Source organism: Arthrobacter sp. TMT4-20 (assembly GCF_054510775.1).
In genome coordinates this window covers 126,354-148,728 of the sequence record NZ_JBTNDW010000009.1, presented here as the reverse complement: position 1 = coordinate 148,728, position 22,375 = coordinate 126,354, and the positions used below count along the sequence as shown (strand labels likewise).

The window sequence follows — 22,375 nt, the reverse complement described above, 5'->3', positions numbered from 1 at the left end:
ACAATAGACACGTGACTGTTGTATCAACCCTGCCCGCCGACACCCGACTGGACCTGCCCCCGCTGCAGCTCGGCAACATTACCGTGAAGACCCCGGTGGTCCTCGCGCCGATGGCCGGTATCACCAATACCGCGTTCCGCCGCCTGTGCCGCGAATACGGCGGCGGCTTGTATGTCTCCGAGATGGTGACGTCCCGTGCCCTGGTGGAGCGCAACCCCGAGTCCCTGCGGATCATTTCGCACGACGACGACGAAGCGGTCCGCTCGGTCCAGCTCTACGGCGTCGACCCGGTCACGGTGGGCGCCGCCATCAGGATCCTCGTCGAGGAGGATCGCGCCGATCACATCGACCTCAACTTCGGCTGCCCGGTACCCAAGGTCACCCGGAAGGGTGGCGGCGCCGCACTGCCGTGGAAGCTTGACCTGTTTACCGGCATCGTGCAGACCGCGGTCCGTGAAGCGTCGAAGGGTGAGATCCCTCTCACCATCAAGATGCGCAAGGGGATCGACGAGGATCATCTGACCTTCCGCGAAGCAGGCAAAATTGCCCGCGACAGCGGAGTCGCCGCGGTTGCCCTGCACGGGCGCACCGCGTCCCAGTTCTACTCCGGCAAAGCCGATTGGGATGCCATCGCCGAGCTCCGCGAAGCCCTGCCGGACATTCCGGTGCTGGGCAACGGCGACATCTGGTCGGCCGAGGACGCCATCCGCATGGTCCGCCAGACCGGCGTCGACGGCGTCGTCATCGGGCGTGGTTGCCAGGGCAGGCCCTGGCTGTTCGGCGACCTGATGAACGCCTTCGAGGGAGACAGCACCCGGCACCAGCCCGGCCTCGGCCAGGTGGCCGACACCGTCTACCGCCACGCCGAGCTCCTGGTCGACACCTTCGGCAACGAGATGATGGCGCTGCGGGACATCCGCAAGCACATGGCCTGGTACTTCAAGGGCTACGTGGTCGGCGGAGAACTGCGCGCCAAACTGGCCGCCGTTCCCACCCTTGAGGTGCTGCGTGGGCTGCTGGCCGAGCTCGACGCCGAGTCACCGTACCCGGGCGCCGACGCCGAGGGTCCGCGCGGGCGTGCCGGCAGCCCCAAGAAGACCTCCCTACCCCAGGACTGGCTGAATTCCCGCGCCCTCAACGATGCACAGCAGGCGGACATTTCCGCCGCGGAAGTGGATGTTTCAGGTGGCTGAACCGAGTTTCCCGCATGCGCCAGTCACGGCCGGGTACACCGACGCCGACATGCAGCGGTGGGTGGACGAGCCCGCCAAGAGCACCCACCGGTCCCATTTCGAGCGTGACCGTGCCCGGGTCCTGCATTCCTCGGCGTTGCGGCGTCTCGGCGCCAAAACCCAGGTGGTCGCCCCGGACACCGACGACTTCGTGCGCACCCGCCTCACCCACAGCCTCGAAGTGGCGCAGGTGGGCCGCGAGCTGGGCCGGGCGCTCGGCTGCGACCCGGACATCGTCGACGCCGCCTGCCTGGCCCACGACCTCGGCCACCCGCCGTTCGGCCACAACGGCGAATCGACGCTGAACGACCTCGCCCACTCGGTCGGCGGATTCGAAGGTAACGCCCAGACCCTGCGGCTGCTGACCCGGCTGGAACCGAAGGTCATCCGGGCGGACGGCACCCCAGCTGGCCTTAACCTCACCCGCGCCAGCCTCGACGCGGCGTCGAAGTATCCGTGGACCGCTGCCAACGCGCCGGTACTCCAGGGGCAGCGCACCTCAAAGTTCGGCGCATACGAGGACGATTTGCCGGTCTTCACCTGGCTTCGCGACGGTGCGCCCGCCGGCCAGTCCTGCCTGGAAGCGCAGGTCATGGACCTTGCCGACGATATTTCCTACTCAGTGCACGACGTCGAAGACGCGATCGTTGCCGGACATTTCCAGCTCAAACAGCTCGACAGCTCGGACACGCGCGCCCGGGTGGTCGGCTACACCCAGCAGTGGTACCTCCCGCACAGTGACCCGGCTGCCATCGACGCCGCCCTGACCCGGCTTGAAGCCACCGATGTGTGGGTCCGTGACGCGGACGGCAGCAGACGCTCGATGGCGGCGCTGAAAAATATGACCAGCCAGCTCATCGGCCGGTTCTGCCTCAGCGCGCTGGCCGCCACGCGGGCCATCTACGGCCACGCCCCCCTCACCCGGTACCACGCGAAAATGGTGGTACCCGAGGAGACTGAACTCGAAATCGCGGTCATGAAGGGCCTCGCCACCACTTTCGTCATGACCTCTGAACGGCGCCAACCCGTCTACGAACGGCAGCGCGAGGTGCTCAGTTCCCTGGTGGCGCAGATGGCTGCGGCGGGGAACAGGTTCCTCGAACCCACCTTTGCCGCCGACTGGCAGGACGCGCCCGACGACGACGCGCGGCTTCGGGTGGTGATCGACCAGGTGGCCTCACTCACCGATGCGTCGGCGCTGTCCCTCCACCGACGGGTCGTCGGACCGGTCCCGTCCCTCTGGTAGACGTGAGGGTTGACTCCTCCTGCACAGCTGAGCCCCGCGGAACCTCACAGCACCGGTGACGCATAGACTGTTTTCATGGCCGGACTCATCAAACGCGAAGACATCGATGAGGTACGCCAACGCACTGACATCAAGGAGATCGTCGACGGCTACGTCACGCTCAAGTCTGCTGGTGTTGGATCCTACAAAGGCCTCTGCCCGTTCCACGACGAGCGGTCGCCGTCGTTCCACGTCCGCCCCCAGATGGGCTCCTACCACTGCTTCGGCTGTGGTGAGGGCGGGGATGTCATCTCCTTCGTCCAGAAGATGGACCACACCTCGTTCTCCGAGACCGTCGAAAAGCTAGCCTCGCGGATTGGTTTCGAACTTCGCTATGAGGACGGTGGAACCGGGCCCCGCCGCGAGGACATTGGCAGGCGCCAGCGCATGCTCGACGCCCACAAGATCGCCGCCGAGTTCTACCGCGAACAACTCCTCACCCAGGGCGCGGCCGCAGGACGGCGGTTCCTGCAGGAACGCGGGTTCGACCGGGCCGCCGCTGAACAATTCGGGGTGGGCTACGCGCCGCAGGGCTGGGACGGCCTCCTGACCCATCTCACCGGCAAAGGCTTCACCCAGGACGAGCTCAAGCTCACCGGCATGTTCAGCGTCTCCGCCAACAACGCCCAACGGATCTATGACCGGTTCCGCGGCCGGCTGATCTGGCCCATCCGCGACATCACCGGAGACACCGTCGGGTTCGGCGCCCGGAAACTGTACGAGGAGGACCAGGGGCCCAAATACCTCAACACCCCCGAGACCTCGCTCTACCGCAAATCCCAGGTGCTCTACGGCATCGACCTCGCCAAACGGGAGATCGCCAAATCGCGTCAGCTCGTGGTCGTCGAGGGGTACACCGATGTGATGGCGTGCCACCTCGCCGGGGTCGGCACCGCAGTCGCCACCTGCGGCACCGCCTTCGGCGCCGATCACATCAAGATTGCCCGCCGGCTTCTCTCCGACGATGGATCCGGTGGCGAGGTGGTCTTCACCTTCGACGGTGACGCGGCCGGCCAGAAGGCGGCCCTCCGCGCCTTTGAGGAGGATCAGCGGTTCGTCGCGCAGACCTATGTGGCGGTGGAGGCCAGCGGCGCCGATCCATGCGAGCTCCGCCAGACCAAGGGCGACGACGCCGTCCGCGGCCTGATCTCCTCCCGCAGGCCACTCTTCGAATTCGCCATCAAGGCCTCCTTCGGCAACTACGATCTGTCCACGGGCGAAGGCCAAGTCAACGCGCTGCGGCACGCGGCGCCGATCGTCGCCAGGATCCGGGATGTGTCGCTGCGGTCCATTTACACCCGGGAGCTGTCCCGCTGGCTGGGAATGCAGTTCGTGGGAGAGGACCAGGTGGCCCGGGCGGTGGCGACCGCAGCCAGGAAGGGTACCGGGGTAGCGGGCGGTACCGGCAGCGGATCCGGGAGCGGATCGCGGGAGCACGCTGCGTCGTCGTCGGCTCAGGGTGCAGCCGATGGGTCGGCTGGCGCAGAGTCAGGTGGCGACGTCGAGCAGTTCCCTCGGCCGGATCCGAAGGACCCGATTGGCAGGATGGAACGCGAGGTCCTCGAGGTGGTCCTGCAGTACCCGAACCTTCTCGAGCCGACGCACTGGGAGCGGTTCGCCGAGTCGGGGTTCTCAGTGCCCGTCTACGCGGCACTGAAGGACGCTGTGCAGGCCGCGGGTGCCGCTGGGGTGGAGCCTGCGCAGTGGGTGGAACGGGTCCGGCAGGAGGTCCCTGAGGTGCTGCGCGGCCTGGTCACGGAGCTGGCCGTCACGCCGCTGCCGTCGAAGGCCGAGGATGCCCTCGCCCTCTACAGCAGGGATATCGTGAACCGGCTCTACGAGCTGCGCATTACCCGGCTCAAGGCCGAGATGCAGGGAAAGCTGCAACGGGTCGACGCCGCCGCCGACCCCGAACAGTACGTCCAGCTGCAGCGGGACCTGCTGGAACTGGAAATGCGCCGTCGCCAGCTTCGCTCCGACTGAGGTTCCACCGGGATCCGCTGGGTGAAACAAGCCAATTTCACTTACCCGCACTTGGTATGTAAAGTTGTATCTGCTGCTTTCCTCCGTAGCTCAATTGGCAGAGCATTCGACTGTTAATCGAAGGGTTACTGGTTCAAGTCCAGTCGGAGGAGCCACCAAACCCCTTCCCACCAGCTTCGTGCTGGCGGGAAGGGGTTTTCTTTTTGTCACGCACAACGTCGCGCTAAGCGTATTCTGAAGCAATGGAACAAGACAGCAAACTGATCTTAGTCACCGGCGCTACCGGCTACATCGGCGGCCGTCTGGTGTCCCGTCTCGTCGCCGAAGGACACACGGTCCGTGTGCTGGTCCGGTCACCACAGAAACTCAAGGACGTCCCCTGGAGTTCCTCGGTGGAGGTAGTGGAGGGCGACCTCGAAGATGAGGGGTCACTCAGGGAAGCCTGCGCTGGAGTCGACACCCTGTACTACCTGGTGCACTCGATGGGAATGGGCAAGGGCTTCGAGACCAAGGAGTCGAAGATCGCCTCGATGGTCTCGAGCGCGGCGACCGCGGCCGGCGTCGTGCGGATGGTCTATCTGGGTGGACTGCACCCGGCGGATGTCGAACTATCCACCCACATGCGCTCCCGTGAGGAGGTGGGCCGCATCCTCCTGGAATCCGGAACGCCAACCATCGCGTACCAGGCAGGTGTGGTGATCGGATCCGGCTCGGCGTCGTTCGAAATGATCAGGCACCTCTCCGATGTCCTGCCGGTGATGCCCGCCCCCAAGTGGGTGCTGAACCGGATTGAGCCCATCGCCGTTCGCGACGTCCTTCACTACCTGATCGGTGCGCTGACGCTGCCCCCTGATCTGAACCGGACCTTCGACATCGGGTCCCGGAACGTCCTCTCCTACGCCGAGATGATGAACCAGTATGCAGTCGAGGCAGGTCTGCGGCGGCGCAAGATTCTGGCGCTGCCGGTGCTGACCCCCCGGTTGGCTGGCCACTGGGTTAATTTGGTCACTCCCATTCCGCGCGTGATGGCGATGCCACTCATCGAGTCGCTCCAGCATGATGCGATCACCGCGGAACACGACATCGACAACTACATTCCGGTGCCCGACGGCGGTTTGACTGACTACCGCACGGCCGTCGATCTGGCGCTGGGCAAGGAACGGGGCGGAGAGGTGGAGACCAGCTGGGCGGGAGCCTCCCGGGTCGACAGTGCGGCCGATCCGCTGCCCACCGACCCGGAATGGGCTGGGCACACCGTCTTCACCGATGTGCAGGTCTACAAGTCCAAAGCCTCCCCGGAGCGGCTCTGGAAGGTCATTGAGGGAATCGGCGGGGACAACGGCTGGTATTCGCTTCCCGTCGCGTGGGCCGCGCGAGGGTGGATGGACAAGCTGGTGGGCGGCGTGGGACTCCGCCGGGGCCGCCGCCACACCGACCAGCTGCTCACCGGCGACGCACTGGACTTCTGGCGGGTCGAGGAAATCGTCCGCGGCGAGCGCCTGCGCTTGCGCGCCGAAATGAAACTACCCGGCCGCGCCTGGCTGGAATTGTCTGTGCGCCCCGACGGCACCGGCAGCGAGTACACCCAGCGTGCGGTGTTCTTCCCGAAGGGGCTCCCCGGTCGGTTGTACTGGTTAGGCGTGCTGCCCTTCCACGGGACCATCTTCAAGTCGATGGCCCGCAACATTTCCAGCAAGGCTGAGCGCAGCTAAACCCGACCGGAACTCTTATCCCGGCCCGCCCCTGTCTAGCCCAGGGGCGGGACGGTCCGCGGCCTGACGACAGTCCACAGGAACACCACTCCGGCGCCGATGCAGACAGCCATCACGCCGCCCATACTGGTAGCGGAAACCCCGAGAAGTCCGACGACCGGTGAAATTGCCCCGGCCAGACCGAAGGTGACAGCGCCCAGCAGCGACGCCGCAGTGCCAGCCTGGGCGCCGTGGTTGGCCAACGCCAGCACCTGGACACAGGGGAACGTGAACCCGGCCGACATGATGTAGAACCAGAGCGGCACCATGATCCCCCACAATCCGAGCCCCAGCTGTGCGAACAGGATGATGAGCAGGGACATCAGCAGCATCGACGCGGTGGAATAAACCATCACCCACTGGGGGCCGATCCGGCGGATCACCCGTGCACTGATCTGCACCCCCGCCACAATGCCCAGCGAATTCACCGCAAACAGCAGCCCATACTGCTGCTCGCTGAAGTTGTAGGTGCCCTGGAAGAGGAAGGGAGACGCCGAAAGGTAGGAAAACAGGCCGGAGAAGTTCATCCCGCCCACCAGCAGAACGCCGATGAAAATCCGGTCGGTAAGAACCGCCCGGTAGCGTTGCAGGGCGGTGGCCCCTGAGCTGCCGCGCCGATCCGCGGGGAGGGTTTCAACCAGGAACACCGACACCGCAAGGATGACCAGCAGCCCGTAGCCGGCCAGGAACCAGAAGATGCCCGGCCACGGCATGACGAGCAGCAGTTGCGATCCGATAACCGGCGCGAAAATGGGAGCGAGCCCATTGACCAATGCCATGTAGGAGAGCATCCTGACCAACGGATACCCGCTGAACAGGTCCCTGAGCATCGCCATTGCCACCACGCCACCGCCAGCAGCACCCACGCCCTGCAGGACACGAAACACCATCAACGTGGTGATGTCGGTAGCCATGGCCGCTCCAAGCGAGGCCAGGATGTGGACGCTGGTGGCGAGAATCAGGGGAAGCCGGCGTCCCACCTTGTCGCTGAGCGGGCCGACGATCAACTGGCCGACGGCGAATCCAACGATGGTGCCGGTGAGCGTCAACTGGACCGCAGCTTCGGTGACGCCGAGGTCGCTCTGCAACGACGGGAACGCCGGAAGATAAAGGTCGATGGTGAAGGGGCCCAGCGCGGTCAGGGACCCGAGGATCACTACGTACATCAGCTTTTGTCGTCGGGAAAGTGAAGCGCCGGGGTGGATTACTGTGCTCACTGGTGCCTATCCGACCAAGGGTTTACCCTTGCGTCACGGGTGGCCCGTGGGCCTCGAATAGATGTTTGTGCGAGGGCGCGCTGATTCTCGTCTGAAAAGGGGGAGGGACAACGCACCACGCTGTCGTCAGTTCCATCTTAGGTTGCCTTGGCAAACGGAAGGCACTAAGTCTGCTTGCTATTGAAGTAGGCTTACACAGATTCGGCTTTAGCCACTCAATGGTAATTTTAGGAAAAGGTTTACGCAGCTTGCAGGTACGCTCACGCGACCTGTTAGACGAGGGATGGAGGCAGAGCTATGGATAGTTCCGCTAGCACACGTGGCACAGGGACTTCGAGCAAGCCGTCAGTCTTCGGACTGATCAAGCTATTGGGAAGGCTCACACCGCGCCAGTTCGGTGACGAAGTCACCATGGCGCTGGAGCAGATGAAGCAGAAAGGCATCAAGGCGGGGATCGCAGCAGCGTTCCTCGTGGTGGCGGTCGTCTTCCTGGCCTTCCTCGCCGTCGCGCTAATCGCCGCAGCGATCCTCGGACTGGCCACCATCATGGATGGCTGGCTGGCGGCGTTGCTGGTTGCCGGTGTATTCCTCATCATCATCGCTATCACCGCGCTGATCGGTGTGTCCCGGTTCAAGAAGGCGCTGCCCCTGCTGCCGGAGGAAGCCATCCGCGGCATCCGCTACGACATCGGTGTCCTTCGCGAGGGTCGCAGCTTCGATCCGGCAACCCTTGATGTCAAGAAGCCCAAGGAAGAAAAGCCCAAGGACGAGGCCGACGACGCCAAGCCCAAGGAGCCGACGCCGTCGTACGGCGAATTGCGCCGCCGCTCAGGTACCCGACGCGACCACCTTGCCGACCTCCGCGACGATCTGGGCCGCGAACTCGACTTCAAATCACGCTGGAACGAGGCCAAAACATCGGCGAAGACCGGCGCCAACCGGCTCGCCGAGCAAGCCAGGTCCGTGGTGCCCCCGCGCACGCCGGCCGCACCCCGCGAGCACCCACACAACGTCACCCTGGCCGATCGGTGGAAGCCCCTCTCCGTGGTCGCAGGCTCGGTGACCGCCATTATCGTCATGGTGCGGAAACTGGTTTCCCGCTAGCAGACCCTCGCCCGATCCGGGGCACAGGTCCGGGCGGGCCCGCTCTCCCTGCATAATGGTGGGGGGAGGGAATAGTGATCAGACTCATTGGGGCCGGTGCCAGACCAGGACGCGAAAACGACGTTCTGGCGACCTTCTGGACGCTGCCCAATATCATCACGGTCATTCGGTTCCTTGGGGTTCCGTTGTTCGTGTTCCTCATTGTGCAAAACGAGGACGCTCTGGCCGTCATCACCCTCGTGGTCCTTGGCTCCACCGACTGGATCGACGGGTATATCGCTCGCCGGTTCAACCAGGTGTCGGTTGTCGGCAAATGGCTGGATCCGATCGCGGACCGGACGGCTCTGATCGTCATTGCGGTGGTCTTTGTGGTGGATGGTATTGCCCCCGCATGGCTGGTGTGGGCCATCGTCATTCCGGACGCCATCCTCATCGTCAACGCGCTCATCCTCTTCCGCGGTCCGCTGCACCTACCGGTCACCAATATTGGGAAGATCCGCACCGCCCTGTTGCTGATCGGCTCGCCGATGCTCCTGCTGCACCGCGTGCCGGGCTTTGATCAGCCGTGGCTGTTCGTCACCGCGCACGTCCTGCTGCTGTTGGGCTGTATCGGCCACCTTCTTGCGTTCTACGGGTACTTCACTGCTGCGCACCGGAAGTACCGCTCGGACGGCAGGCCCAACGGATCGGCCCAGCCCGGGGCCGTTGATGCTCCCTAGCCGTCCCCTTTCCCATCACCGCCCCCGGTGCCCGAAGGGCGGCGCATGGTCTGGTTAGCCATTCTCCTGGCTCTCATCGGTGCCTGCTTCCTCGCCGTTGGCGCGCAACGCCAAGGCAGCGCCGTCAGGTCCAATACCGGCGGCCTGTCCCTGAACTCCAAGGGGTTCGTACGGCTCCTCCGCAACCCGCGCTGGGTACTTGGCCTGATCCTCCTGGGTATCGGGATGGCACTGAACGTGGTCGCCCTCAGCCTGGCAAGCCTCACAGTGGTGCAACCGATCGGTGCCATCGCGCTGGTGATCACCACGGTCGTCAATTCGAAGGATCAGGGCATCCGGATCAACCGGGCCACCGTCGTCGCCATTGCTGCCTGCGTGAGCGGAAGCGCGCTGTTCGTCCTGCTCGCCGTCAACGTGACCCGCAAAGACCATGAGGTGTTGCCGGAGCAGGAACTCGTCACGGTGCTCCTGTTGGCAGTCGCGGTTTCAGTGTTCGGTTCCCTCGCGGTCATGTTCCGTCGCCGGCTGGGCGCCTTCGCCTACATTCTGGGGGCGGGGGTGTTGTTTGGTTTCGTCGCGGTACTCACCAAAATTATCGCTACCCACCTTTTGGACTCCAATGGGCGGTTCCTGCTGAATGTGCCGCCCTACACCCTGGTGGCGATTGCTGTCGCTGCCGGCCTTGGTTCGTGGTTCGTGCAGAGCGCCTATGCCACGGGTCCGCCGGACCTCGTGATCGCCGGCTTGACAGTGATTGACCCGATCGTTGGCATCGCCATCGGCATTGTCATCCTGGGCGAGCTGGAACCCGACGTGGAATCGGTCATCGCAATTGCCATGGGAATGGCCGCGTTGGTTGCTATTGTGGGGGTCATCGCGTTGTCCCGGCATCACCCAGATGTGGTGCAACGCCAGAAGGAAGTACGACGACGGCGTTAGCTGAGGCCCATTCTGTCCAGCCGCCGGATCCGCCAGTTACCCACAGAGGAAACCCACAGTGAGCCACCCGGCCGAGAAATTGCCATTGACCATTCTGATCGCAGCAGAAACCTACCCGCCCAACATCAATGGGGCAGCGCAGTTCGGCTACCGGCTGGCAAAGGGAATGCACTCCCGCGGGCATGAGGTTCACGTCCTGGCTCCCAGCACCAAGAATGGCAAGAGCTTCACCGAAGCCGACGGCGAATGGCCCGTGCACCGGCTGAAATCCCATGCGGTTCCCACCCATGACTACTGGCGAATCTGCCTTCCCTGGGAGATCAAACGCGACATCAGCATGCTTTTTGATCGGGTGCAGCCTGACGTCGTGCACATTCAGTGCCACTACATGGTGGGGGAGTACACCCTCTATGAGGCCGTGAGGCGCGGAATCCGGGTGGTTGCCACCAACCACTTCATGCCCGAAAATCTCAACCCGTTCCTGCCCTTCCCGGAGTGGTTCAAGAAAATTGTTGCCAAGAACTCCTGGCGTGACATGGGCAAGGTCATGGGCAAGGCCGCTGTGGTGACCACGCCGACCCCGTTGGCCGCCAAGGCCATGCACGAGCATGCGTTCCTTCGGAAGGTGGTCCCCCTCTCCAATGGCATCGACTCAGCCGCCTACGAATTGCAGCCCGGGGAGACGCTGGAACCCCGGGACCACCCGACGGTGCTCTTTGTCGGTCGACTCGCCGAAGAGAAACACGTTGATGTCCTGATTGACGCCGTCGCCAAGACTCCTCCAGCGCTAAAAGTCCACCTTGAGATTGTGGGTGGCGGCGAGGTGAAAGCCGCACTCCAGGCACAGGTCGCCCGGCTAGGTCTTGGTGGACGGGTCAGCTTCCGCGGACTGATCACCGATGAGGAGCTGCGGCAGGCTTATCTCCGTGCGGCACTGTTCTGCCAGCCTGGAACGGCCGAGCTGCAGTCGCTGGTGACGCTGGAGGCGATGTCCGCTTCCACCCCCGTGCTGCTCGCCAACGCCATGGCTCTTCCCCACCTCGTGGACCACGGGGTCAACGGCTACTTGTTCACGCCGCACGACAGCACCGAGCTCGCCGATCGGATCACCCAAATTCTCAGCCTGCCACCCGCTGACCAGGACCGGATGGGCAAGGCTAGCCGTTCGATGGTCGATGTTCACTCGCTCACGGCCACACTTGCGACGTTTGAGGGCCTGTACTACGGCGAGTTGCTGGAATCCGAGGCGGTCTGACAGGCCACCGGCCGGGTGCCGCCAGGGGCGAGTTCGGCAAATGCTGCGGGGTCGTTAGAATACTTCGGTGTCGTTAGACTTACATAGTCGCTTCGGCGATCACTTCGCGGGGCTGTAGCTCAGCTGGTTAGAGCAGCGGACTCATAATCCGTTTGTCCTGGGTTCAAGCCCCAGCAGCCCTACCGAAGAAAAGCCCCTGGCCTGCGGAAACGCGGATCAGGGGCTTTTTGCGTTGTGACTCTGAGGTAGGCATCCACCGGAAACCCACCGAATTCAATCCAGGCGCTGACCAAACGCTGTGAGCAGAACGGTGTTGTCAGGCCGGTACATGGGTCTTCTGCACGTAGTGTTTCCGGGTGACCCAGGGGTTGGCCTCCAGACGGCCCAGCTGCCGCCTCAGGAGCATTTCCACCGCGAAGGGTGGGCCAGACCCGCGCTGGTGTCCACGAGTCCGGGTCTACCTGCTCCAATGGCGGTCGGTTCGTGGCCCAGCGCACGAGCGGCCCCCGCAAGTGCTGATAGCACCGCGAGGACCGCGTCGACAAGGCGCCGGAGGACTCTTCGAACGTTGGGACAGCGTGTTCGGAGGTTTTTTCGACCCCGTCAACGAAGACCGAGCCCTTGACTGTGGCCCCGCCGACGTCGACTGCCAGGACTACTTCCGGCCCTCTGTACTGTCCCGATTTCATGTCTTGTTGCAGCTACTTCACCAAGCCGTTGGGCGACTTCGTCACCGAAAGTTCGGCGATGATAGGCAGGTGATCCGATGCTGTGGTCTTGATGACCTCCGCGGACGTCGCAGTGGCCCCGCGTGCGGTCAGGATGTAGTCGATGCGCAGGGTGGGGTTCTCCACTGACCCGCTTCCGGGAAGCCCTTCTAGATCCGGAGCGAAGGTGTAGTCCTCGTTCTGCCCGAGTGCGGCAAAGCTGTCAGTGAATACTGAGAATAGGGGCTGCAGCTCCGGTGCGTCCGGCGTCGCGTTGAGGTCCCCGACGATGACCGCCGGCCGATCATTGCTGCCGGTGATATCGATTATTTCCTTAACTTGCAGCGTCCGCTGCTCTTCCCGCTGGAAGTCCAGGTGGGTGTTGTAGAAGGAAAGGTGGGCCCCACGGATGTTCACCACGGCTTCGAGCAATCCGCGTTGTTCGGTGGGTCGTTCTTCGTACTCGATGTTCGTCAGGAGGTGGTTCGTGGAGGAGATGATGGGGTATTCGCTGAGGATGGCTGTGCCGTACTGGCGGTTGCCCACATCGCCGGGCAGCGGTGGTTCGTCGAGGTTAGCTCCGTAGACGACGTGCATGTCGAGCCGCTCCGCAAGCCATGAAGCCTCGTCCAAGAATTCGCTGCGCGCTCCCCAATGGTTGTCCACTTCCTGCAGACCAATGATTTCCGCACCCGAAACTTCGATCACGGATGCTGCGCGTTCGAGGTCGAAATTATTGTCACCGTCAGCCCCGTAGTGGATGTTGAAAGACATCACGGTCACGTCGGTGGTTTTGTCGCCGGCCTTTGCGGGTGAGGCAAGGGCGGGTGCGGCACCGAGGATGGTGCCGCCGACTATGAGTGCGGCTGCCGAGCCGGCTGCCATCAATTGTTTGAACATAGTGCTGTTCTCCTTTTGTGGTGGTGGTGCAGGTTATACGTCGGTAGTCGGGGTGTACGGAAAGAGGGTTCGTCCGGCCAGAACTTCCGTGAGGGGAACAGGGCTCCCAATCTCCCCAACGAAACGGCCGTCCACGCTGTTTTGGAAGCCGAAGACAACCCACTCTCCGTCGCGCTTCCTGTAGAGCTGCACCGCGTAGAGTCCCGGCAGAAAGAAGCTGGAGCTTCCCGTCAGGTCCCACGGTCCGAGCAGGCTCTCCCCACACGCAATCCACGTGCCGGTGCTTGAAGTTTCAAACGGTATGCCCGGCGCCTTGTCGGGGAGGCAGGAGAAAATCAGAACGGTCTCGCCGTCAACCTGTCGTGACTGAATTACTTCCATCTCGCCGAAACCGGCCGGGGAAGACAGTGGCGGGCGCGTATCCCAGTGCGTGAGGTTTGGGCTCACTGCGTGCCCGACGACGCCGCGCTGGTCGGGATTACCGGTTCGGTTGCGGGCTGTGATCACCATTTGCCACAATCGCGTGTCCTCGTCAAAGAAGACGAAAGGGTCCCGCCACGCTTCATCAGGCCAGGTGCCCTCACCCAGCTTTTCGTACCAGCGCTGGTCGGCTTCGAGGGCAGGCATTTCGGACCGCGTCCAGGTTACGAGGTCATCGGATACGGCGGACCCGATCCTCTGCTGTAGCCCATTCTCGGCGCGGCTGACGCCTGTGTAGAACAGATGCCAGGTGCCGTCCGTGCCACGGACGGTGCAGCCGGTCCACGTGGCGAGGTCATCCCATGCGGGTGCGCCGGCGGCGGTGAGTGCGTCCGGAAGGAGAGTCCATTCCTCCAGGTCAGCGGAGACTGCGTGCCCGATAGACGCTCCGTGGTGGCGTCTGTCAGGATCGATCAGCGCCCTGCTCGCACGGAGGAAGAACAGGTGATAGTTCTCCCCGTCGTCAGCGAGCCAGCTGTCCCATACCCAGTGATCCGGCAGCCGGAATGTCACGGTGCCTTCCCGATGAGGAGCGGCTTTGCTGAGGCGCCGGACCGGTAGTAGTCCGTGAACGCCATCCGTGAGGCGGCAACTTCATCCAGCACCACCGGTGCGTCGGGATGGAATTGAAGGAGGGATGCCGGGCGCATGCTGCTGACCGGGCCGTCTACCGCGGCTGCGAGTGTCTCGGCTTTCGATTTTCCCTGTGCTAAGGGAACTATCTCCCGCGCGTCCATGATGGTGCCCAGCCCTTGGGCGATGCGGCGCGAGGGTACGCTCTCGCCCTCACCGAAGAGCCACGCGTTGTCCTTGCGTGTCTGTTCAGACAGAGCCTTATTTTGTGTGCGGGAGGCCAGGGAAGACATCGGTTCGTTGAAGCCGATGTGCCCGTTCGTGCCAATTCCCGGAATCTGGAGATCCACACCTCCGGCGGAGGTAAGAGCGTTCTCGTAGTCCAGACAGGCCTGCTGGAGATCCGCGGCGCTCCCGTCGGGGGTGTATACGTTCTCGGGGTTCAATCCCAAAGGCCCGGTCACCTCTTCAACGACGACGCCGGAATAGCTCGCCGGGTGCCCGTCAGGTAGGCCCACGTATCCGTCCAGAGCGAAGCAGCGCACCCTCTCGAGCGTGACCTTGCCCAGCGTGCGCCTTCGGGAGAGTGCCCGGTAGGTACCAGCGGCGATGAACTGGTTGCTATCCCGAGGACCGTGTCAGGCTTGTCCGTCATCCGACGGGCTACGAGATCAGCGGCATGGGCTCCGATCGCAGACGGATCAGCCAAAACCAGGACGTCCAAGGCCAGTCCTTTCTGATGGTGTGTATCTGCCGGGTGGGTAGGGCTCAGCCCTTGACGGCCGAGCTGGCCACGCCTTCGATGAACCAGCGCTGGAACAGCAGGAAGACGATTATCACGGGAATCACCAGGAGCACTCCAAAGGCCATGACCTGGCCCCAGGCAGGCGGAAGCTGGCCGGCGAACACGCTGATCTGGAGCGGCAGCGGCCGCAGGCTCGGATCCGAGATCATCAGCACCGGCCACAGGAACATGCCCCACTGCGCCAGAAAAGTCAGGATGGCAACGGATGCGTATGCCGGCTTGCTCATCGGCGCAATGATTCGGAAGAAGATGCGCAAGGGTCCGGCACCGTCCATCCGTGCGGCCTCGTCGATGCTCTTCGGTATCCCGGAGAAGAACGAGTAGAACAGGAAGATGGAGAGCGCGTTGCCGACGAAGGGTGCGATCTGGATCCACAGGGTGTTCCGTGCGTCGTTGTAGAGGTAGAACATGGGCACCGCAACGGCTTCGAAGGGAACCACCAGCAGGAGCAGAATGCCGAGCAGGGTTAGGTCCCTGCCGCGCCAGGACAGGCGGGACAGCGCGTACGCTGCCATTGAGTTCACCAGCAGGCCCAGTCCGACGACGGAGACTGTTACCGTGAATGAGACCAGGAAGAACTGGTACAGATGCCCTGTGCTGTCGGAGGACAGGCTGCTGGCCACGCCAGCGTAGTTGTGCAGTCCCCACTGGGAGACATCGAAGACTTCAAAGCCGGACAGGGTGTCCTCGGCCGGTGCCAGCGACGCCGCCACCATGTAGGCAACTGGGGCGAGGAATAGTGCCCCGGTGACGAGCAGGGTGAGATACCGGGGAAGAAGTGCTTGCCGCTGTCGCCGGCTCATTTTTTGAGATGTGCGAACCGTTGTCATGGCTTAGTCCTCCCGCTCGCGGGTAGCGCGTCGCTGAATAAGGGACAGGATGACCACGATCACGAAGAACACGACGGAGATCGCGCTTGCACGCCCGATGTTGTTTTCGTCGAAGGCGGCGGTGACGGCCTCGTACATGACCGTCCGGGCGGCGTCTTCGTTGAGACCGCCGCCACCTTTGGCCAGGACATAGATCTGGTCGAAGACCCGCAGGGAAAGGATGGTCGTATAGAGGGCTACGAAAACCAGTGTGGTGCGGATTCCGGGGAGAGTCACGTGCAGGAACTTCTGCCAGGGGTTGGCGCGGTCCAGTTCGGCAGCCTCGTAAAGGTCGCCCGGCACCTGCTGCAGTCCCGCCAGGAGGATGACCATCTGGAATCCGGCGCCCTGCCAGATCGAGAGCACGATCACGGAGGCCAGTGCGGTGAATTCGGATCCGAGCCAGTCCTGGTTGCCGAAGTTTCCGACCGAGAAGAAGTTCAGTGCCTGGTTGAGTAGACCCTGGTCGCCGCGGGAGAGGATCAGGCGCCAGATGATGGCAACGAGTGCAATTGGAAACACGACCGGCAGGAAGTAGAGGGACCGGAAGAGACCGATACCCGGAATGTGCTTGCTTACCAGCATGGCCAGCGCGAGTGCCAGTCCGGTTTGAACCGGAACCACCACAGCAGCAAAGAGAAAGTTGTGCAGCAGTGCGCTGAAGAACTCGCGGGAAACCGTGGGTTCGGTGAAAATCTGCACGTACTGGTCGATAGCGACAAAGTTCGGTGGGCGGGGGTCTCCCAGCCGCACGCTGTGCAGGGAGAAGAAGATCGCCGACAGAAACGGAATGGCAAGAAAGAGGATCAGCAGCAGAACCGCCGGGGCGGCCATTAGGGGGCCTGCCACACGGCTCCCGGTTCTTCTCGTCTTCTGGCGTCGCTCAACAGCAGTACCTGCCGGAGTTACAAGGCCGGTTGATTGGGCCATAACGCTCTCCTCGCTATGAGGGTGGGGCTGCCATGGCAGCCCCACCCTGATGGCCTTTTAGTCCTCTTGGTAGCCGTTGTTGCTCGAGAAGTCGGAATCGATGGCACTGGCTGCCGAGTCGAGTTCCTCTTGGACGTCGCCGCCGCCCCAGATGGCGAGGAGGGCACTGCCGAAGGAGCTGGTGACCGTCGGGTAGCCGGGGGTTACCGGACGGGCAACCGCGATGCATTCCTCGGTGACGTTCTCGGAACCGCAGGCGCTGGCCAGGGCTGTGGCGAAGAGTTCCAGCTCGCCGCCTTCGCCGTAGAGTTCGCTCTGTTCAAGGGCCGTGGTGCTGCCGGGGATAGCGGCGTTGGCCTCAGTCATTGTGAGAATGCTTTCGTCAGTCATCAGGAAGTCGATGAACTGGCCGGCCTCCGCAGGGTCTGCCGTCGGGGTTACGCCCCACTGCCAGGAGCCGTGGCCGGATTTGGTTCCCAGACCGAACTCGGGCAGCGGCATTAGCACCAGATCCTCACCGAGTGCCTCGCTCAGGGCCGGGTAGGCCCAGTTTCCGGTCACGCTCAGGGCTACGCGCTCAGACTGAAGTGCGCTGCCGTCCGTGTTCGGGTCGGTGTACGGCTTCCAGGAAGCCCACTCTTCCAAGGCATCGACATTGGCGGGGCTGTTGATCACGCCTTCAGCTTTTCCGTCTTTAATGAGCGTTCCGCCGGCCGACCAGATGTGCGGGGTGCTGGTGAAGGTTCCCCACTCAGCGGCGAAACCGTTTGCTTCACCCAGATCCAGTGCCGCGCCGGAGGGGTTCGCCGCCGAGAGTGTCTCGAGAATCCCACTGAATTCCTCCGCAGTCCAGGCTTCTTCAGCGGTGGTCGGGATTTCGACGTCGGCTTCCTCCAGAAGGGTCCGGTTGCCCCACATGCCCAGTCCGACGTCGAACATGCCCACGGCATAGGTCTCGTCGTTGTAGGTACCGCTCTCCGCCACGCCGGAGATCCTGTTGTCCAGCGTTTCCTGGGAGACGACGCCGTCAAGGGGAACAAGTTTGCGGTCGTAGACAAACGCCGCCATTGTCGGGGCGTCCATTTCTATGATGTCCGGCAGTTCATCTGCTGACGTGGCCTGGATTGTCTGCGTGTAGTCAGCCTCGGGAATGAGGGTTAGTTCGACGGTCAGCTCTTCATTGGAAGAGTTGAACTCATCGACGAGGGTTTGCAGGGCCTCTGCTTCGGAAGCCTGGCCGGAGTGTGCCCACACCTCAAGGGTTCCGTCGCCCGCTTCAGGTTCGCCGCCTCCGGAGCAGCCTGACAGCGCCATGGCAATCGCAATGCCGGTGGCTACGGCCGCCCCACTGCGGTTGCTCCTTTTGTTAGTGATCATCAGTGATACTCCTTTTTCCGCCCGAAACATCCGAGCCAGCAGCGGCCCTTCCCCGAGTTTGGACTAGACCAATTTCGATGTCAATAGATTGGCCTAGACCAATTTTCGCTGGGTATCGGCGGTACTATCGGCGGTATTATTGCTCCATGACCGTTCCGGCCTTCGCCGCGCCGAAGTACTACGCCGCGCCGAAGTATTACCAAGTGAAGGAGGACCTGCGCCGCCTCGCGCTCGTGGCCGGCCCAGGAGCGCCCTTGCCGACAGAGCGCACCCTTGCCGCCCGGTACGCGACATCGCGGACCACTGTCCGGCAGGCCATTTCCGAGCTCGTGGCCGAGGGCATACTCAACCGCACCCAAGGCAAGGGGACATTTGTGGCGCCGCCGCATCCCGCCTACATTCGCCAGCTCACGTCATTCACCGAAGATGCCGAGGCGCAGCACCTCAAAAGCGCATCCAACATCCTCGGGATCGAGCCTGTGCTCGCCGACGAGCAACTCGCTGCACAGCTGCGTGTCCCTCTCGAAACGAAACTCACGCGCATCGAACGGGTACGTTTCATCAATGGCGAACCGCTGGCCCACGAGGCAGCGTACCTGCCTGGATCGCTTCCCGATCTGCAACAACACCTCACGGAAAAGGGGTCCCTGTATGCCGTTCTCAGCACCCGTTACGGTATCGAAATTACCGAGGCGGAAGACTCCGTCATGACCACGATTGCCGGTCCGCTCGAAGCTCGCCTTCTCGCTATCGAAATGGGCGCTCCCTTGCTGCTGATTCAACGGCGCGGTCTGAACGCCAGCGGCGTTCCAGTCGAATGGACCCGATCAGTATTCCGTGGTGACCGATTTCAATTTTTCGCGCGCACCCGGCACTGACGCAGCACCAGACAGCTGAGAATAACCATCCAGTCGGCTCCCACTCGCCGGGCCGTGGTAGGTGAGACGATCCCTATGGAGTGACATGCCGAGCTGTCTGACTCGTCATTTTTGCCCGTTGAGATGGGTTGCTGACCTTACGTTGGTTCAACTACCGCCAGCCAGCAACCCATCCGGGGAGTTGCTCATCCAGGCGTGCCTGCCGAGTCGGATCCAGGGTGCCGCGGCGGTGGAGGCCGCGCTGGGTGACCAGCCAGGTTGCCAGGGTGTTCTCGTGCCGGTCGTCGCCCCTCCTGGATCGAGGCGGGTGGCCCTCATCAGCGAACACGTCCGCCACTTCGGTCAGGCACCGGTCCCACATGCTGGTCTCTGGCGCCGGACGTGGGAGCCCTACCCAGTCTCCGAATGCTGCTTGCAGCAGTTCCCGCCGATCATTGCTGATGGAACCATTACGGATCTGCTTGCGCTGGCCCGAGACCCAGACGGTGAGACGCCGTTCGATGGGGTCTTTGGAGACCACCGGAGGCCAGCACCACGGCGCGGCCACAGTCGAGTTCGGCAAGGTTCGACCCGTCGAGAATGTGCTCTTTCCCTTGCTGCCAGGAACGGCTCGCACCGTTCTTGCCTTTGGGAGAGCACGCAAGAAACCATCTTCGGCCACACTGCCGCTATACACCTTGGCGTTGGCCGCTGACGAGATTCTGCGCATGTTGTCCTCATTCCACATCTGCACACCTTGTAACCAGGACTGCAAAGTAACCAGGACTGCAAAACCGCCACGACGATAATCCTGCGATCGTCAATCGTCCAGGGAAGATCTTGGCGCTTCTCAATAGGCTCGCCACGCTCATGCGGGTCGGCCGCACGCCCGGTGGCGCTTAGCCCACCGCTTACCCACCGGAAACAACGAGCAAGGACGAAAGATAATGATCAGTTGGAATCACTCGACTGGCGTTATTGCTGGGATTTACGGAGGGATGGAATGCACCGGAAACCAACGAAAGACCGGAGTTGCTAATCCCTTTGTCCTGGGTTCAAGCCCCAGCAGCCCTACCCCCTTTCAAAGTCCCCGGAACGCTTCTGTTCCGGGGACTTCGTCGTTCCGCGCCCCAGATGATTGGCAAGGAAGTTACTCGTGGGTAACATAGAGCGAAAGAACCGCTGGACGACGCAAAGGACACCCGCATGAGCAAGCCAGTCATCGATGTAAACAACCTTCCCTATGCCGACGGCGACTTCTACTCTTTCGAGGCGCTCCTGAGCCAAAAAGAGCGGGACCGGCTCGAGGAGATCCGCCAGTTCCTGCGGACCGAGGTGAAACCGCACGCCACCGGGTGGTGGAACGATTCAACCTTCCCGAAAGACCTCATTCCCAAGCTTGCCGAGCTGGACGTGATGAGCCCAGTCCGCCGGCAGGGGTACTCAAACCTGTTCGCCGGGCTAATGCACGCCGAGATTACCCGCGCCGATACCTCAATTGCCACCTTCCTGGGTGTTCACGACGGTCTGTTCACCGGATCAATCGAGGAGCTCGCGTCGCCGGAACAGCAGGAAGCCTGGCTGCCCGATATCTACTCGATGAAAAAGATCGGCGCTTTCGGGCTGACTGAACCCCTGGGCGGATCTGATGTCGCAGGCGGCACCCGCACCACGGCCCGCCGGGAAGGCGATAGCTGGATCATCAACGGCGCCAAACGGTGGATTGGCAACGCCACGTTCTCCGACTGGGTGGTCATCTATGCTCGCGATCTCGCCGATAACCAGGTCAAAGGCTTCCTCGTTGACACCACGCTCAAGGGCTATAGCGCCACCAAGATCGAGAATAAGATCGCGCTGCGCACCGTTGAAAACGCCGACATCATCCTCGACAACGTGGTGGTCCATGATGACTTCCACCTCAAAGGCGCCAACAGTTTCAAAGACACCAACAAGGTACTGAAGGTAACCCGACTCTCGGTTGCGTGGCAGGCGGTAGGCCAGCAGCTCGCGGCATTTGACGTGGCACGGCGATATGCCGTCGAACGTCACCAGTTTGGCCGTCCGCTGGCCTCCTTCCAGCTGGTCCAGCAACAACTCGTCGAAATGCTGGGCAACACGGTCAGCTCAATGGGCATGATGGTCCGGCTGGCCCAGCTCGAGGACGAAGGGCAGGCCAAGGACGAGCAGTCGGCACTGGCCAAGGCTTTCACCACGGCGCGGATGCGCGAAACCGTCGCAATGGGCCGCAGCCTGCTGGGTGGAAACGGCATCGTCACGGACTACGAAATGGCCAAGATCTTCTCCGACGCCGAAGCGGTGTACTCCTACGAGGGCACCCACGAAATCAACACCCTCGTGACCGGGCGGGCCATCACCGGGATCGCCGCGTTCGTCTAAGTTGCTGGAATATCAAGGGCGCCTGAGCCTTCCGGATGCCTGTCGCATGGCGTGCTGCATGACGCCCGTCGCATGATGTGCTGGATGAGGCCTTTCGCGTAATGACTGGGGCGGGACGTCAGGGGCCGTGCAGCGGCAGCAGGACCGACGGCCTGCGGTCCAGCACATAATTGAGCGGATTGACGTACTCACCCCTCAGTCGCACGCCCCAATGAACACATCCCGCGGGGCAGTGCGACCCGGCCGTTAGCGAAGCGACCGTCCCCAGCGTCTGGCCCTCCTCGACCGCCTCACCCCGGTCGAGGAGGGCGGCGACCGGCTCAAAGCTACTCAACAGCCCGCCGCCATGGTCGATGGTCAACACCGGGCGATCAACAACCCATCCGGCGAAGACCACCCTGCCCGGCGCCGGACTGAGTACCACCGCCCCGTCAGCTGCGGCCAGATCGACGCCGCGGTGTCCCGGCAGCCAGCGCTGCGCTGGTGGATCGAAGTGCCTCAGCACTACCGGGGTAGGGGTAAGCGGCCAACCCCACGGGGGATCGTAGGTCGCCGTCGCCGTCGCCGTCGCCGCCGTGGCCATGGACCCGGTGGCCGTGGACCCGGTCGCCATCGATCCAGTGCTACCCAGCGCCGTGACCACTAACACTGCGAGAATGATTGCTCGTCGACGGAAGAGTTTCGTGCTCATGCAACAACTGTTCCGCCGTTTCATTCCGCGTGGGTCGCTGTCTGCACCTATGTGGGTAACCGCACTCTTCTGACTGCCAGAGCCCCGAATCCCCGTCCCGGTCGACTCCTGCCATGTAGTAGACTCAACACAGCAGTTTGCTGCGATGCCGCGTGCCCGGAGAACATTTCTGGCACACATCGGCTCGTCGCATCTGACTACGCGTACCTCGACCCCAGCTATCTCACGGATAGCGAAGGGCATGGGTCCAACGGTCCGGATACGTTTCCGGTGATGGACTCCATGGGTGAAAACCAACCGGTAC

General features: G+C 62.9%; 19 protein-coding genes and 2 tRNA genes. 12 read left to right on the top strand and 9 right to left on the bottom strand.

Annotation, left to right across the window (positions count from 1 at the left end):
* The first annotated feature begins 11 nt into the window (after positions 1 to 11).
* The 5 genes from dusB (at position 12) to ACX80Z_RS10655 (ending at position 6,212) form a co-directional block, all read left to right on the top strand.
* Entirely contained in the window at positions 12 to 1,193 is a 1,182-nt protein-coding gene (gene dusB / locus ACX80Z_RS10675; RefSeq protein WP_116778548.1) for a tRNA dihydrouridine synthase DusB, read from the top strand.
* Entirely contained in the window at positions 1,177 to 2,478 is a 1,302-nt protein-coding gene (locus ACX80Z_RS10670; RefSeq protein WP_459315862.1) for a deoxyguanosinetriphosphate triphosphohydrolase, read from the top strand. Before dusB ends, ACX80Z_RS10670 begins: the two co-directional genes overlap by 17 nt.
* A 75-nt stretch (positions 2,479 to 2,553) precedes the next feature.
* Complete coding sequence (dnaG, locus tag ACX80Z_RS10665) at positions 2,554 to 4,500, top strand: DNA primase (protein WP_459315861.1); 1,947 nt, start codon at positions 2,554 to 2,556, stop codon at positions 4,498 to 4,500.
* 79 nt (positions 4,501 to 4,579) lie between these two features.
* A tRNA-Asn gene (locus tag ACX80Z_RS10660) sits at positions 4,580 to 4,655 on the top strand.
* A gap of 87 nt (positions 4,656 to 4,742) precedes the next feature.
* Positions 4,743 to 6,212 (top strand): SDR family oxidoreductase, encoded by a 1,470-nt coding sequence (locus tag ACX80Z_RS10655; protein WP_019483527.1) that lies wholly within the window; start codon positions 4,743 to 4,745, stop codon positions 6,210 to 6,212.
* Between the two features lie 35 nt (positions 6,213 to 6,247).
* Here ACX80Z_RS10655 and ACX80Z_RS10650 read toward each other — a convergent pair whose 3' ends face one another.
* Positions 6,248 to 7,417 (bottom strand): multidrug effflux MFS transporter, encoded by a 1,170-nt coding sequence (locus ACX80Z_RS10650; protein ID WP_019483526.1) that lies wholly within the window; start codon positions 7,415 to 7,417, stop codon positions 6,248 to 6,250.
* A 348-nt stretch (positions 7,418 to 7,765) separates the two neighbouring features.
* On the opposite strand from ACX80Z_RS10650, the gene ACX80Z_RS10645 reads away from it, so the two are divergent.
* From ACX80Z_RS10645 to ACX80Z_RS10625, 5 genes are all read left to right on the top strand, one after another.
* Positions 7,766 to 8,572 carry a phage holin family protein gene (locus tag ACX80Z_RS10645; RefSeq protein ID WP_459315860.1) on the top strand — a complete coding sequence of 269 codons (807 nt, stop codon included), beginning with the start codon at positions 7,766 to 7,768 and terminating at the stop codon, positions 8,570 to 8,572.
* 74 nt (positions 8,573 to 8,646) lie between these two features.
* Positions 8,647 to 9,291 (top strand): CDP-alcohol phosphatidyltransferase family protein, encoded by a 645-nt coding sequence (locus ACX80Z_RS10640; RefSeq protein ID WP_116778543.1) that lies wholly within the window; start codon positions 8,647 to 8,649, stop codon positions 9,289 to 9,291.
* Positions 9,292 to 9,336: 45 nt separating this feature from the next.
* Positions 9,337 to 10,230, top strand: a complete 894-nt coding sequence (locus ACX80Z_RS10635; protein ID WP_019483523.1) for a DMT family transporter — start codon at positions 9,337 to 9,339, stop codon at positions 10,228 to 10,230.
* 58 nt (positions 10,231 to 10,288) lie between these two features.
* Complete coding sequence (locus tag ACX80Z_RS10630; RefSeq protein WP_459315859.1) at positions 10,289 to 11,485, top strand: glycosyltransferase; 1,197 nt, start codon at positions 10,289 to 10,291, stop codon at positions 11,483 to 11,485.
* A gap of 108 nt (positions 11,486 to 11,593) precedes the next feature.
* A tRNA-Ile gene (locus ACX80Z_RS10625) sits at positions 11,594 to 11,667 on the top strand.
* Between the two features lie 519 nt (positions 11,668 to 12,186).
* On the opposite strand, the gene ACX80Z_RS10620 is transcribed toward ACX80Z_RS10625, so the two are convergent.
* The 6 genes from ACX80Z_RS10620 to ACX80Z_RS10595 all read right to left on the bottom strand — a co-directional run bounded on the left by ACX80Z_RS10620 (position 12,187) and on the right by ACX80Z_RS10595 (position 18,126).
* Positions 12,187 to 13,092, bottom strand: a complete 906-nt coding sequence (locus tag ACX80Z_RS10620) for an endonuclease/exonuclease/phosphatase family protein (protein WP_459315858.1) — start codon at positions 13,090 to 13,092, stop codon at positions 12,187 to 12,189.
* A 33-nt stretch (positions 13,093 to 13,125) separates the two neighbouring features.
* A complete protein-coding gene (locus ACX80Z_RS10615; RefSeq protein WP_459315857.1) occupies positions 13,126 to 14,085 on the bottom strand; it encodes a glycosyl hydrolase family 32 in 960 nt (319 codons plus the stop codon).
* Positions 14,082 to 14,690 carry a glucosamine-6-phosphate deaminase gene (locus ACX80Z_RS10610; RefSeq protein ID WP_459315856.1) on the bottom strand — a complete coding sequence of 203 codons (609 nt, stop codon included), beginning with the start codon at positions 14,688 to 14,690 and terminating at the stop codon, positions 14,082 to 14,084. The genes ACX80Z_RS10615 and ACX80Z_RS10610 overlap by 4 nt, the downstream gene beginning before the upstream one ends.
* Before the next feature lie 223 nt (positions 14,691 to 14,913).
* Positions 14,914 to 15,753 carry a carbohydrate ABC transporter permease gene (locus tag ACX80Z_RS10605; RefSeq protein WP_459315855.1) on the bottom strand — a complete coding sequence of 280 codons (840 nt, stop codon included), beginning with the start codon at positions 15,751 to 15,753 and terminating at the stop codon, positions 14,914 to 14,916.
* Positions 15,754 to 15,783: 30 nt separating this feature from the next.
* Positions 15,784 to 16,668 carry a carbohydrate ABC transporter permease gene (locus tag ACX80Z_RS10600; protein WP_019483517.1) on the bottom strand — a complete coding sequence of 295 codons (885 nt, stop codon included), beginning with the start codon at positions 16,666 to 16,668 and terminating at the stop codon, positions 15,784 to 15,786.
* A gap of 138 nt (positions 16,669 to 16,806) precedes the next feature.
* Complete coding sequence (locus tag ACX80Z_RS10595; RefSeq protein ID WP_459315854.1) at positions 16,807 to 18,126, bottom strand: ABC transporter substrate-binding protein; 1,320 nt, start codon at positions 18,124 to 18,126, stop codon at positions 16,807 to 16,809.
* 146 nt (positions 18,127 to 18,272) lie between these two features.
* Here ACX80Z_RS10595 and ACX80Z_RS10590 point away from each other — a divergent pair, with 146 nt between their 5' ends.
* Entirely contained in the window at positions 18,273 to 19,004 is a 732-nt protein-coding gene (locus ACX80Z_RS10590) for a GntR family transcriptional regulator (protein WP_459315853.1), read from the top strand.
* 151 nt (positions 19,005 to 19,155) lie between these two features.
* Here ACX80Z_RS10590 and ACX80Z_RS10585 read toward each other — a convergent pair whose 3' ends face one another.
* Positions 19,156 to 19,566: a helicase associated domain-containing protein gene (locus ACX80Z_RS10585; protein WP_459315882.1), complete on the bottom strand. Its 411-nt coding sequence runs from the start codon at positions 19,564 to 19,566 to the stop codon at positions 19,156 to 19,158.
* Positions 19,567 to 20,189: 623 nt separating this feature from the next.
* On the opposite strand from ACX80Z_RS10585, the gene ACX80Z_RS10580 reads away from it, so the two are divergent.
* Positions 20,190 to 21,380 carry an acyl-CoA dehydrogenase family protein gene (locus ACX80Z_RS10580; RefSeq protein ID WP_459315852.1) on the top strand — a complete coding sequence of 397 codons (1,191 nt, stop codon included), beginning with the start codon at positions 20,190 to 20,192 and terminating at the stop codon, positions 21,378 to 21,380.
* 118 nt (positions 21,381 to 21,498) lie between these two features.
* Here ACX80Z_RS10580 and ACX80Z_RS10575 read toward each other — a convergent pair whose 3' ends face one another.
* Complete coding sequence (locus tag ACX80Z_RS10575; protein WP_459315851.1) at positions 21,499 to 22,071, bottom strand: murein hydrolase activator EnvC family protein; 573 nt, start codon at positions 22,069 to 22,071, stop codon at positions 21,499 to 21,501.
* Positions 22,072 to 22,375 lie beyond the last annotated feature (304 nt).

What these genes read in the sequence shown, in the direction of transcription:
- ACX80Z_RS10670 (WP_459315862.1), top strand. Translation starts at nt 1,177, where the DNA reads ATGTTTCAGGTGGCTGAACCGAGTTTCCCGCATGCGCCAGTCACGGCC.
- dnaG (WP_459315861.1), top strand. Translation starts at nt 2,554, where the DNA reads ATGGCCGGACTCATCAAACGCGAAGACATCGATGAGGTACGCCAACGC.
- ACX80Z_RS10655 (WP_019483527.1), top strand. Translation starts at nt 4,743, where the DNA reads ATGGAACAAGACAGCAAACTGATCTTAGTCACCGGCGCTACCGGCTAC.
- ACX80Z_RS10650 (WP_019483526.1), bottom strand. Translation starts at nt 7,417, where the DNA reads ATGTACGTAGTGATCCTCGGGTCCCTGACCGCGCTGGGCCCCTTCACC.
- ACX80Z_RS10645 (WP_459315860.1), top strand. Translation starts at nt 7,766, where the DNA reads ATGGATAGTTCCGCTAGCACACGTGGCACAGGGACTTCGAGCAAGCCG.
- ACX80Z_RS10635 (WP_019483523.1), top strand. Translation starts at nt 9,337, where the DNA reads ATGGTCTGGTTAGCCATTCTCCTGGCTCTCATCGGTGCCTGCTTCCTC.
- ACX80Z_RS10620 (WP_459315858.1), bottom strand. Translation starts at nt 13,092, where the DNA reads ATGTTCAAACAATTGATGGCAGCCGGCTCGGCAGCCGCACTCATAGTC.
- ACX80Z_RS10605 (WP_459315855.1), bottom strand. Translation starts at nt 15,753, where the DNA reads ATGAGCCGGCGACAGCGGCAAGCACTTCTTCCCCGGTATCTCACCCTG.
- ACX80Z_RS10595 (WP_459315854.1), bottom strand. Translation starts at nt 18,126, where the DNA reads ATGATCACTAACAAAAGGAGCAACCGCAGTGGGGCGGCCGTAGCCACC.
- ACX80Z_RS10590 (WP_459315853.1), top strand. Translation starts at nt 18,273, where the DNA reads ATGACCGTTCCGGCCTTCGCCGCGCCGAAGTACTACGCCGCGCCGAAG.
- ACX80Z_RS10580 (WP_459315852.1), top strand. Translation starts at nt 20,190, where the DNA reads ATGAGCAAGCCAGTCATCGATGTAAACAACCTTCCCTATGCCGACGGC.
- ACX80Z_RS10575 (WP_459315851.1), bottom strand. Translation starts at nt 22,071, where the DNA reads ATGAGCACGAAACTCTTCCGTCGACGAGCAATCATTCTCGCAGTGTTA.